The sequence below is a fragment of the Megasphaera sp. NM10 genome, from assembly GCF_000417505.1.
Lineage (GTDB): Bacteria > Bacillota > Negativicutes > Veillonellales > Megasphaeraceae > Megasphaera > Megasphaera intestinihominis.
Genome location: NZ_APHY01000035.1, coordinates 1 through 12,435, shown reverse-complemented (window position 1 = coordinate 12,435; position 12,435 = coordinate 1). Strand labels below are relative to the sequence as shown.

9 protein-coding genes and 1 pseudogene are annotated in these 12,435 nt (G+C 56.4%); 7 read left to right on the top strand and 3 right to left on the bottom strand.

Annotated features, from left to right (window positions below):
• From NM10_RS06810 to NM10_RS06790, 5 genes and pseudogenes are all read left to right on the top strand, one after another.
• The gene (locus NM10_RS06810; RefSeq protein ID WP_020310855.1) at positions 1–1,305 is read left to right on the top strand and encodes a thymidine phosphorylase; all 1,305 of its coding nucleotides are present in this window, start codon (positions 1–3) and stop codon (positions 1,303–1,305) included.
• Positions 1,306–1,320: 15 nt separating this feature from the next.
• Positions 1,321–2,701, top strand: a pseudogene (gene rlmD, locus NM10_RS06805) (23S rRNA (uracil(1939)-C(5))-methyltransferase RlmD).
• 394 nt (positions 2,702–3,095) lie between these two features.
• Positions 3,096–3,365, top strand: a complete 270-nt coding sequence (locus NM10_RS06800; protein ID WP_020310854.1) for a chorismate mutase — start codon at positions 3,096–3,098, stop codon at positions 3,363–3,365.
• A gap of 2 nt (positions 3,366–3,367) precedes the next feature.
• Complete coding sequence (gene recD2, locus NM10_RS06795; RefSeq protein ID WP_020310853.1) at positions 3,368–5,527, top strand: SF1B family DNA helicase RecD2; 2,160 nt, start codon at positions 3,368–3,370, stop codon at positions 5,525–5,527.
• Between the two features lie 12 nt (positions 5,528–5,539).
• Complete coding sequence (locus tag NM10_RS06790; protein WP_020310852.1) at positions 5,540–6,187, top strand: ComF family protein; 648 nt, start codon at positions 5,540–5,542, stop codon at positions 6,185–6,187.
• 117 nt (positions 6,188–6,304) lie between these two features.
• Here NM10_RS06790 and NM10_RS06785 read toward each other — a convergent pair whose 3' ends face one another.
• The 3 genes from NM10_RS06785 to clpB all read right to left on the bottom strand — a co-directional run bounded on the left by NM10_RS06785 (position 6,305) and on the right by clpB (position 10,295).
• Positions 6,305–6,907, bottom strand: a complete 603-nt coding sequence (locus NM10_RS06785) for an HD-GYP domain-containing protein (RefSeq protein WP_020310851.1) — start codon at positions 6,905–6,907, stop codon at positions 6,305–6,307.
• Between the two features lie 30 nt (positions 6,908–6,937).
• The gene (locus NM10_RS06780; RefSeq protein WP_020310850.1) at positions 6,938–7,441 is read right to left on the bottom strand and encodes an S-adenosylmethionine decarboxylase family protein; all 504 of its coding nucleotides are present in this window, start codon (positions 7,439–7,441) and stop codon (positions 6,938–6,940) included.
• Between the two features lie 265 nt (positions 7,442–7,706).
• Positions 7,707–10,295 (bottom strand): ATP-dependent chaperone ClpB, encoded by a 2,589-nt coding sequence (clpB, locus tag NM10_RS06775; RefSeq protein WP_020310849.1) that lies wholly within the window; start codon positions 10,293–10,295, stop codon positions 7,707–7,709.
• A gap of 178 nt (positions 10,296–10,473) precedes the next feature.
• Between clpB and NM10_RS06770 the strand changes: the two genes are divergently transcribed.
• Both NM10_RS06770 and NM10_RS06765 read left to right on the top strand, forming a co-directional pair.
• Positions 10,474–11,283 (top strand): tetratricopeptide repeat protein, encoded by an 810-nt coding sequence (locus NM10_RS06770; protein ID WP_020310848.1) that lies wholly within the window; start codon positions 10,474–10,476, stop codon positions 11,281–11,283.
• Positions 11,284–11,302: 19 nt separating this feature from the next.
• Positions 11,303–11,731 (top strand): hypothetical protein, encoded by a 429-nt coding sequence (locus NM10_RS06765; RefSeq protein ID WP_020310847.1) that lies wholly within the window; start codon positions 11,303–11,305, stop codon positions 11,729–11,731.
• Positions 11,732–12,435: the final 704 nt, after the last annotated feature.

Genomic DNA, 12,435 nt, shown 5'->3' with positions numbered 1-12,435 from the left:
ATGTGGCCCATCGACTGCATCGAACACAAACGGGACGGCAAGGTCCTGACGAAAGAAGAAATCTCGCGCTTCATCACTGACTATACGGCAGGGCGCGTCGCCGACTACCAGGCGGCGGCCTGGCTCATGGCCGTCTATTTCCAGGGCATGACTTATGAAGAAACGAAGGAACTGACCCTGGCGATGGCCCATTCCGGCGATATGGTCGACTTGTCGTCCATTCCGGGCATCAAAGTCGACAAACACAGCACCGGCGGCATTGCCGATACGACGACGCTCATCGTCGCGCCCTTAGTGGCGGCAGCCGGCGTCCCCGTCGCCAAGATGAGCGGCCGCGGCCTGGGATTCACAGGCGGCACGGCAGATAAACTGGAATCCATCCCCGGCTTCCACGTCGTCCTGCCGGAAGAACAGTTCCTGGAACAAGTGCGCCGCATCGGCCTGTCCCTTATCACCCAGTCCGGCGAAATCGCACCGGCTGATAAGCTGCTCTACGCCCTGCGCGACGCGACGGCGACGGTAGAGAGCATCCCTCTCATCGCCAGCTCCATCATGAGCAAGAAAATCGCCTCTGGTGCCGATGCCATCGTCCTCGACGTCAAATACGGCGACGGCGCCTTCATGAAGACCCAAGAACGGGCGCGGGAACTGGCCCGGACCATGGTCGGCATCGGCAACCTCGCCGGCCGGCCGACACGGGCCGTCGTCACGTCCATGGAAGCGCCTCTGGGCACGGCTATCGGCAACTGCCTGGAAGTCGATGAAGCCGTCGAAGCCCTGTCGGGCAAAGGCGGCCGGCGGCTCATGGAAGTCGTCGAAGCCATCGGCGCCCAGATGCTCATCGTCGGCGGCAAGGCCCAGGACGAAAGGCAGGGGAGAGCCATGATCCGCGACCTTGTCGCTTCCGGCAAGGGCCTGGCTAAGTTCCGGGAATTCGTCAAGGCCCAGGGCGGCAGTACGTCGTGGATCGGCAAGCGGCCCCTCACCAAGGCGCCCCAGGTCTTTACGGCCGTCTGCACCGATGAAGGCTGCATCACCCGCATCGACGGCCGGGCCCTCGGCGAAATCGCCATGGCTATGGGCGCCGGCCGGGCCCGCAAGGAAGATGCCATCGATCCCATGGTCGGCATCCGCCTGTTCAAAGAGCTCTATGACCCGGTCCGTCCCGGCGAAGCCCTGTTCACCTTATATGGCAAGGAAGGCGCCGATATGATGGCCCTGGCCCGGCAGGTCGCCGACCACATCATCGTCACAGCCGAACAGGCTCCCGTCCAGGAACCGGTCATCAGCGAAATCATCGTCTAAATAGAAAGGAATCCCATGAAAGAAACACGGCAAATCCCCGTCCAGAAGGGGAAAACCTATGATATATCCATCGTCCGCCTGGGCAGCAGCGGCGAAGGCGTCGGACGCCATGAAGGCTTTACGGTCTTCGTGCCCTTCGCCCTGCCCAGTGAAACCGTGCGGGCCCGCATTACCCTGGTCAAGAAGACTTACGCCACGGCTTCCCTGGTCGAAGTCCTGAAGCCCTCGCCGGACCGGATTCAGCCCCAGTGTCCCGTCTACGACCGCTGCGGCGGCTGCCAGCTCCAGCACCTGAGCTATGAAGGGGAATTGAAGGAAAAGCGCCAGCAGGTCCGGGATGCGCTGGAACGCATCGGTCATCTGCAGGGCCTCGACGTCCTGCCGACCTGGGTGCCATACGCCCTGGCATTACCGCAATAAGATGCAGTTCCCCGTCGCTGCTGCCGGCAAGAGCAAAGTCGCTATCGGCTGTTTCGCTGCGGCTACGCACGAAGTCATCGACGTGACGGACTGCGCCATCCAGAAAGAAGGGAACAACGCCATCGTCGCCGTCGTCCGCCAGTGGATGAAGGACTTCAAGATCCCTGCCTATGACGAAGACGCCCGGACGGGCATCGTCCGCCACATCATGGGCCGCGTCGGCGTCCATACGGGTGAAATCATGGTCTGCCTGGTCACGGCCTGCGACATGGTGCCGCACATGAAAGACCTGGTCCAGCGCCTGCGCCGGGACATACCGGGCCTGACCAGCGTCGTCCAGAACGTCAACAAGCGCCACACCAACGTCATCTTGGGACCCAAGACCAAGACCGTCTACGGCAAAGGGACCATCCACGACTCCATCGGACCCCTGACCTTCCACATTTCCGCCCAGTCCTTCTTCCAGGTCAACAGCGAACAGGCCCAGCGCCTCTATGAAACGGCCCTCGACTTTGCCGACCTCAAAGGCGGCGAAACCGTGGCCGACGTCTACTGCGGCACCGGGACCATCACCCTGTTCCTGGCCCAGAAAGCCAAGCAGGTCTACGGCATCGAAATCGTCGCCCCGGCCATCCGCGACGCCGTCCGCAACGCCAAAGACAACCGCGTCGGCAACGCCCAGTTCATCTTAGGCGACGCCATCTACAAACTGCCGGAACTCATCAAAAACGGCGTCCGTCCCGACGTCATCGTCCTCGACCCGCCCCGGGCCGGCTGCGGCGAACCGGTCCTCAAAGCCATCGCCCAGAGCAAACCCAAACGCGTCGTCTACGTCTCCTGCAACCCGGCCACCCTGGCCCGCGACCTGGCCCACCTCGACCAGCACGGCTACCACACCACCAAAGTACAGCCCGTGGACATGTTCCCGCGGACCCATCACGTCGAGTCCGTGGCCTTGTTGACCAGAGCTCACTAATTGAATCGGGATTACCTAAACAGGACCTGCGCACATAACTGTGCACAGGTCCTGTTTCTGTATGCAAAAAATTATAGCTGAGACGAAAGATAAACAGAAACAAAACAATCAACTAACCCCGATTGGGGTTGCGTAGGGGCTGTCCCAAGCCTTTTTGGCCCGTTGCGAGATTTCATCAAAGCCCATTCTGGCATCGTCATAAACTTTGGCTATTCACAGGATTCTCAGCGGGACGCCTTGTTCAGGACGTCCCCTACGAAATCGCATACAGGCGATGAGAGAGTTACTAATTTTCAAATCCGATTTTGTATAGAGTGTACAAGATGAATAAAATGGCCTGAACCCGCTTTTTTTGTTATAATAAAGGTATTATGCAGAAGGGAAGGGCTAGTGTATGGAATTAGAAGAATGTCGTCGGGAAATCGACGTATTGGACCGGGATTTGACGAAAATACTGGAACGGCGCATGCAGGTCGTCGCTGAAGTCGCCGCCTATAAGAAGGAGCATCATATGGAAATCTATGACCCCCGCCGGGAACGGCAGGTCCTGGATAAGATCGCCAATCTGACCGTCCAGAAGGAATTGTCGCCGTATCTGCGGCGTATTTATCAGTGCATCATGGATGAGAGCAAGAAATACGAACGGGAGCATATGGGGCTGTGAAGATGGAACAAATCGTAGTACGAGGCATTGCGGAACGCCTCTTATTTGAAGCGCCCGATTCGGATTACCGCGTCTTCCGCCTGCACGATGAAGACGATGATGCGACATATACCGTCACCGGCCACGGGACGAAACCCCTCGTCGGCGACCGCCTGGAAGTGAAGGGCCACTGGGTCCAGCATAAGCGCTATGGCCGCCAGTTCGCCGCTGACGGCTGGAGCCGCATCATCCCCGAATCGGTCGACGGCATCGAACGCTTCCTGGGCAGCGGCGCCGTCAAGGGCATGGGACCGGCCCTGGCCCACCGCGTCGTCGCAGCCTTTGGCAAGGATACCATGGCCGTACTGGAAAAAGACCCGCAGCGGCTCCTGGAAGTCGAAGGCATCGGCCCTAAGAAGCTGGCTGTCATTACGGAATCCTTCTATGAAGAAAAACAGGTCAACGACATCGCCTATGACCTGGAACAGCACGGCGTCGCCGGCCGTTATGCCAGCCGGCTCTTGCAGAAATACGGCGACGACGTCCACTACGTCCTGACGGAAGAACCGTACCGCATGATCGCTGAAATCGACGGCATCGGCTTCAAGACGGCCGACCAGATTGCCCTGGCCTACGGCATGGACCGGCAGGACCCGCAGCGCCTCAGCGCCGGCCTGACCTATGTCCTGCGGACGATGACCCAGAATGGCCACGTCTGTATCCCAGATACGGAACTGGTCCGGCGGGCGGCTTTCATCCTCCAGGCTGATGCCCTGGGGCTGCACGACATCCTCCGGGAAGCCATCGAAGTGGGCCAGCTCTGTACGGCCGATTTTGAAGGGACTTTGTACGTCTACACGCCGGAAGCCTATGAAGAAGAGGAATATATTGCCGGGCGCATCGGCGAAATGGGGAATATGAAGCCCCTGCCCATGAAGACTCACGTCCAGCTCTTCCTCGACCGCTGGCAGGATGCGCGCCATTTCGAGCTGGCCGACAAGCAGCGCGAAGCCGTAGAGAAATCCCTGCAGTCCGGCATGACCGTCATCACCGGCGGCCCTGGGACGGGCAAGACGACTGTCGTCCAGACCATCATCCGCCTGGCCGAACAGGAAGGCCTGCGCATCCTGCTTTGTGCACCGACGGGACGGGCGGCCAAGCGCCTGGCCGAAACGACGCAGCGCAAGGCCAAGACCATCCACCGCCTGCTCGTTCCCGACGGCCACGTCGGGGCCATGCAGGTCTTTGAATACAACGAAACGAAGATGCTGCCGGCCGACCTGGTCATCGTCGATGAAGTATCCATGCTCGACATGGAAATGATGTACCATCTCCTCAGCGCTCTGAAGCCGCAGTGCCGCTGCATCCTCGTCGGCGACGCCGACCAGCTGCCGTCGGTCGGGGCCGGCGCCGTCCTGCACGATATCATCGCGTCCGGTCAGGTCCCGGTCGTCCGCCTGGATACGATTTTTCGTCAGAAAGAAGGGGGCCGCATCGTCACAAATGCCCATCTCATCAACAGCGGCCGCCTGCCCGTCGTCAATGAAGACACGGAATTCCGCTTTGTCGAAATCGACAACGAAGCCGACGGCGCCGAAAAGATAAGCGCCCTCTATAACAGCGAATTATTGGAAACGGGCGATAAATTCGCCGTCCAGGTCTTGTCGCCGATGTATAAGAACCCCTGTGGCGTAGATAACCTCAATCAGCTCATCCAGGAACGGTTCAACCCGCCGGCCGAAGGGAAGGCCGAACTGAAAGGGAAGAACGTCGTCTTCCGCGTCGGCGATAAGGTCATGCAGAAGCACAACGACTATGAAAAAGGCGTCTTCAACGGCGATATGGGTGAAATCTTTGCCATCCAGAAGGACATGGTCTATGTCCGCTATCCCGAACAGGATGTCAAATACGAAGGCCAGGAAGTCGATGAAATCACCCTGGCCTATGCCATTACCGTCCACAAGAGCCAGGGCAGTGAATACCACACGGTCATCATGGTCCTGGTCAACAGCCACGCCATCATGCTCCAGCGCAACCTCTTCTATACGGCTGTCACTCGGGCCAAGCGCAAAGTCATCCTCGTCGGCACCAAGCGGGCCGTCCAGACAGCCGTCCAGAACCAGCGCACGAGCCGCCGCTTCACACTGCTCATCCCACGCCTGCAAGGAGAACTCATCGTCTAGGGAGGGAAGACCATGTCCCTGATCACGCAGCTTTTCAACCTCTTATATCCGCCGCGCTGTCCGTCCTGCGGTGCCATGGTAGCCCATGATGGCGACTGGTGCCCGGCCTGTCTGGCTGCCATCTGGCATCCCCGGCGCATCAACAAGACGCCGGCTGTGAGGCACCTCAGCGCCTGTTACTGCCTGGCCGATTACCGCGGTGCCATGCGCCATGTCCTGCACGACATCAAATATAACGGCAAGCCAGGGAAGTGCCGGGCCTGCCGGATCCTGCTCGACTGCTTCCCCTGGCCGGAACGGTTCGCCCGCATCGACGTCGTCGTCCCCGTGCCGCTGGCACCGGAAAAATTACAGCGCCGCGGCTTCAACCAGGCCGAAGCCCTCTTTCGCGACTGGGCCTCGGCCCGCTGGACCTGGTGCGACGCCTTGCAGCGCCTGCGGCCGACGAAAGTCCAATGGCAGCTCCGGCGGGACGAGCGGACCGAGAACGTCCACGATGCCTTTGCCGTCAAAGAAACCATCGACGTCGATAAAAAACACATCCTCCTCGTCGACGACATCTTCACGACTGGTGCGACCTTAGAAGCCTGCGCTCATGCCTTGAAACAAAAAGGCGCCGCCAGCGTGACGGGCCTCGTCATCGCCAGCGGTGCACCATAAAATAAACGCAGTTCGCAGGCGGCCGGCGTTCTTCAATTCGATGAACGATGAACGACCTACGATGAACGTAAAAAGCGCTGTCTTCATGCAACAGCGCTTTTTGATTACAATGTGTTATTAACCTAATGTTTCAATAAAAGCTTTGACCACTTCCGGATCAAAGAGCAGGCCCGACGCGCTGAAGAGTTCGCGGACGGCCTGTTTTTTGGTTTTCGCCCAGAATTCTGCCGACGGGTTGATGATCATGTCGTAGTAATCGGCGACGGCGATGATGCGCGCCCCCAAGGGAATATTGGCGCCGCGCAGGTGTTTGGGAAAGCCCGAGCCGTCCCAGTGTTCGTGGTGATAGCGGATGTAAGGCACGATGTCCTGGCAGCAGGGGATGTTTTCCAGCATGTTGCCGCCGGCTGCGGCGTGGCGCTTGTACTGCGCCTTTTCCGAGCGGTTGAGATAGGGCATCTTGGCCAGCAGGGTATTGGACACGAAGAGCAGGCCCACGTCATGGAGGAGTGCTGCGTATTTCACTTGTTCGATTTCACTCTTGGGCAGCGTCAGTTTGGCGGCGACGCTGACGCTGTAGTTAGCGACCTGCAGGGAATGCATATATAAGCGCTGACTCTTCAACTGTATGAAATTGAGCAATTCCGCTGTAATGGCGTCGAGGGACGTCATTTCTTCCCGGGCAATGCCCGCAGCCTGTTTTAACGATACCATATACATGACCAACAAACCCTTTCATCTGCAAACGTGTTACTTGTTCGTCGTCCGATGTGCCCGACGTACCTTCTGCGGATGGCGGAGGATGTTGAACATCTTCACACTCGTCTTCTTGATGCGTGCACCGGTGTTTTTCATGCGCCGTGCCGTCGTGATCTTCGATTTGCGTTTCGGGCGCATGTCTCGGATAGAGCCGAAATCACCGCGGCGGATACTTGTCGCTTTGATGCGGTCTGAGCGGAGGTTTACCTTCAGGGTGCTCATGATCTGGCTCGTCTTGAGGTCGATATTAAAACTGTAGATGTCCACTGCCACGTAGGACAGGGGAGGATAGGCGTGAATACAAATATGTGCGTTGCCGGAAACGGCAATACACGTCAGTTCGTCGTCGATATGGAAGAATGTAATCCCTTCGACAGGGGCGCCGACGAGGTCGAACGCGCGATCTACCAAGGGCTGCAAATCTTCGGCCTCCGAAAAGGAAGCCTTGCAGTTATAAAAATCGATGAGTACATGTTTTCCTAATGTGTTATTCATAAATCTCCACCCGTTACTTAGTTACAGCTTATTATATACTGTTTTCGGGCTAATGTAAACAGAAAAAAAGACCCGTTCCCGATGTTTTTTTGCATCAGGAACGGGTCCTTTATGCGCCAGCCGCCAGCCACTCACTGCTGACAGCTGACTGCTAGCCGCTGACCGCCAACTGCCAGGGGTTAGGGCCTAGCAGCTAGGGGTTAGTGTCTGACAGCGTTTTCCACATACTAACAGCTAACAGCTAACGGCTAACAGCTCGCCACACTCACGCGGCATGGGCACGCATGGGCGTGAAGGTGAAGCCATTGCCGTCGTAGCCGATGGTGACTGTATCGCCTTCACGGATAGTACCGGCGATGATGTCGCGGCTCAGGGCCGTTTCGACGGTATGCGTGATCAGGCGGCGCAGCGGACGGGCACCGAACTGCGGGTCGAAGCCTTTGTCGGCCAATTCCTGCAGGGCTTCGTCGGTCCAGGTGAGGTAGATCTTGACCTGTTTTTCCAGACGTTTGCCCAGGCGTTCCAGGAGGATAGCGGCGATATTGCGTACCTGGTCTTTCTGGAGCGCTTTGAAGACGACGATGTCGTCGACACGGTTGAGGAATTCCGGACGGAAGTACTGTTTAAGCAGTTCACGGACTTTCTTGTTGGCTTCGTCGTAATCCTTCGATTCGAGGATTTCGTGGGAGCCGAGGTTACTGGTCATGATGATGATGGTGTTCTTGAAGTTGACTACACGGCCTTTGCCATCGGTCAGGCGGCCATCATCGAGAATCTGCAAGAGGACGTTGAAGATGTCCGGATGGGCCTTTTCGATTTCGTCGAGGAGGATGACGCTGTACGGACGACGGCGGACGGCTTCAGTGAGCTGGCCCCCTTCATCATAGCCGACATATCCCGGAGGAGCCCCGATCAGGCGGGATACGGTATGTTTTTCCATGTATTCCGACATATCGATACGGATGATGTTGCGTTCATCATCGAAGAGGGCTTCAGCCAGGGTCTTGGCCAGTTCGGTCTTGCCGACACCGGTCGGGCCGAGGAAGATGAAGGAACCAATCGGACGGTTCGGATCCTTGATACCGGCACGGGCGCGGATGATAGCATCGCTCACGACGCGGACGGCATCGTCCTGGCCGACGACCCGTTTATGCAGCGTTTCGTCGAGGTGCAGAAGTTTTTCCCGTTCGCCCGTCATCATCTTGGTGACCGGGATACCCGTCCAGCGGCTGACGACCTGGGCGATATCTTCTTCGCCGACTTCTTCTTTGAGGAGCTGCGAATCCTGGTGTTCAGCCAGGTAGGCTTCCTGTTCCTTCAACTGTTTCTGCAGTTCCGGCAGTTTGCCGTACTTCAATTCCGAAGCCTTGGCCAGGTCGTAATTGCGTTCTGCCTGGGCCATGTCGCTCTTGACGGCGTCGATTTCCTTCTTCAGGCCCTGCGTGCGCAGGATGGACTGTTTTTCTTTATCCCACTGAGCTTTGAGCTTGCTTTCTTTTTCTTTCAGTTCGTTCTTCGTTTCCGTGATCTTAGCCAGGCGTTCTTTGGAAGCGTCGTCCGTTTCTTTGTTCAGGGACTGTTCTTCGATTTCCAGCTGCATGATCTTATGGCGCAGTTCGTCAATCGGCGTCGGCATGGATTCGATTTCCGTACGCAGTTTGGCGGCAGCTTCGTCGACGAGGTCGATGGCCTTATCGGGCAGGAAACGGTCGGAAATGTAGCGGTCCGACAAGACGGCGGCAGCGACCAGGGCTTTATCACGGATGCGGACGCCATGATGGACTTCGTAGCGTTCTTTCAGACCACGGAGAATGGTGATCGTGTCTTCAACAGAAGGCTGATCGACCATGACCGGCTGGAAACGACGTTCCAAAGCGGCATCTTTTTCGATGTATTTCTGGTATTCATTGAGCGTCGTAGCGCCGATGCAGCGCAGGTCACCGCGGGCCAGCATCGGTTTCAGGATGTTGCCTGCATCCATGGAGCCTTCAGAGGCGCCGGCACCGACGACAGTGTGGATTTCATCGATGAAGAGGAGAATCTGGCCGTCCGATTTGGCGATTTCATTGAGGACCGATTTGAGTCGTTCTTCAAATTCGCCACGGTATTTGGCACCGGCGATGAGGGAACCCATATCGAGGGAGTAGAGGGTCTTGTTCTTCAGCGATTCCGGGACGTCGCCGCTGACGATACGGCGGGCCAGGCCTTCGACGATAGCCGTCTTGCCGACACCCGGTTCACCGATGAGGACCGGGTTGTTCTTACGGCGGCGCGAGAGAATTTCGATGGTGCGGCGGATTTCGTCGTCACGGCCGATGACCGGGTCCAATTTATTCTGGCGGGCAGCAGCGGTCAAGTCGCGGCCGTATTTTTCCAGGGCCTTGTAGTTTTCTTCCGGGTTATCGCTGTTGACGTTGGCCTTGCGGTTGGCTTTGATGGTACTCATGATCTTGTCCTGGGTCAAGCCAAATTCACGGCACAACTGCTGGACTTCGTCGTCGCTTTCGCTGACGATGCCCATGAGGATATGTTCCGTGCTGATATATTCATCGTGCATGGAGTCGGCCAACTGCTGAGCCTTGCCGATGACACGGACCATTTCTGTCGACATGGACAACTGGCTGGAGCCTTTGACAGACGGGATTTTCTTCAACAACTGTTCCAAGCGGGCCTGGAGCATGGGGACGTCAGTGTGACATTCCGAGAAAATCGTATTGAGCAGGCCTTCCGGTTCTTTCGTCAAGCCCATGAGTATATGGACCGATGAGAGTTCCTGGTTATAATGGAGCGCGGCAATCTGCTGGGCAGACTGGAAGGCTTCAATGACCTTTTGCGTATATTTTTCGTTTCCCATAATTAAGACCTCCTTACTTATGGTGGAAGTAATCATTCTTAGGAGCTTTCCTCAAGCTCTAGTATTATTATATCGTCAAAAGTCAAAAAGTCAATAGGACAAAAAGAAAAATAGAAAAATATTTGACAAAGGAAGGAACCTTTAGCTACACTTATTTTGTCAGAAAGGAGACGGATATATGGACGAAAAAGAACGGAAAGCTTTTGAAGGCGATGCTCAAGCGCAGTGTGACATGGGCGATGACTATTTTTTTGAAGCTTTCGATGCGGATATAGAAGATAAAGATGTTTTATATAGGAAAGCTATCTATTGGTATCACCGGGCCGCCCAGAAGGGCCACGCCGCCAGTCAGTACAACTTGGCCTATCAGTATGAACACGGTCTGGGGATAGAGATTGACTTGGAACAGGCCGTGTACTGGTACCTCCGGGCCGCCAATCAAGGCTACGGCGCAGCCGAGAACAATCTGGGCCATCTTTACGAAACGGGATGCGGCCTGCCCCAGGACTATGCCCAGGCCCTGCACTGGTACGGCCGGGCGGCGCGGCACGACGATGCCGACGGCCAGTGCAATACGGCCATCATGTACCAGTTCGGCTATGCCGGCAAGCGGGATTACGACCAGGCCGCCTATTGGTATGCCCAGGCCGCCGGGAAGGGCCAGACCATTGCCCAGAACAACCTGGGATACCTCTATGAGACGGGCCGCGGCGTCCCCCAGGACTGGGAACTGGCGGCGCACTGGTATTACGAAGCTGCCATGGCTGGTGACGGACCGGCTCAGAATAACCTGGGCGTCCTCTATCGCGACGGCCACGGCGTCCGCCATGACCTCTGTCAGGCGGCGTATTGGTTCGCCCAGTCGGCTGCGTCTGGCTATAAAGAGGGCATGAAGAATTATGCCCGTGCCCTGGAAAAGGGGGAAGGCGTGGAGAAGGATACCGTCGAAGCGGCCTATTGGCGGCAGAAAGGAAATGAACAGGACTGACATTTTTACGTAATTGAGCATGATCCACTCCCGCTGGTTCCGCCTGGTCGTCATCGTCGTGCTGATGGTGGCCGGCGGCCTTTTCCTCTGGCAGTATAACCAGGTCGATAAGCCGCAGCTGGTCAACAGCGATGGCCGGGTCTTTGAAAAGGCCCGCGTCGTCGATATTGTCCGCGATAATCTGCAGGAAGACGGAAGCCGTGTGGGCGATCAGATCGTCACCTTGCGCATGGAAGATGGCCCCGATGCCGGACAGACCGTTCAGGCGAATTGTCCGAACGGTCTTCTCTTTGGGACCGTCTGCCAGCCCGGGATGGCGGTCATCGTCATTTCGGCCAACGTCGGCGCCATGGGTGTCCTCTTCCTCTTTTTCCCCATGGTCCTGCGCGGTATGGGTCCCGTCGCAGCGGCCTTGAGCGCAGTGACACATAAAGTGGAACATAAATGATTAAAGGACGCAGGCCGCCGTTCGCAGTTCGCAGGCCGCCGCGGATTCAGATGCGGCGTTCCGCCGCGACAGACTCACGATTTTTTGACCTAAAATTTTTTCTTTGCCTGCAGGCTGGTAAATCAAGCCTTTTGACAAATGCCTGAAATTTTGGTTAAATAAGAGTAACCTGTTAACTGCCGTGTAGGCAGCTTAGAAATTTTGAAAAAGAAAAACAGGGATTCTTCCTTGGTTAACTGCCGCATAGGCAGCTCAGAAAAACAGGGACAGTCGCACGAAGGTTTTGACCATCATGCGACTGTCCCTGTTGCTTTATAATTTGCAGAGAAAACTTTTAAATTTTAAGCTATCCGCTAACCACTAACTGCTAGCCACTAACAACTTAAAAGGGGCTGTCGCATTAAGCCATTTCGGCTTTGTGCGACAGCTCTCTTTTTTTATTCTATTTCATCGTTCTATTCTCTTTTTTTAGCTAAACGTAAAAAAGGTACACGAAACAGATCGGCCATCCAGTCGGCAAAAAACGTGTGCCTTTGCTATGTATATGGTTATTCAAGCACTCTTTTTCACTTTTTTTAAGGAATAAAGGTATGTCCCGAAATTGCCGGATTGCAGCTTGTGATGTAAGGTCAAGACATTGTGGGCCATTGCCAGTATGATGCTGGTTGCCAGGGCGTTCTCCGTTCCATGGCTCAAAAACGMCG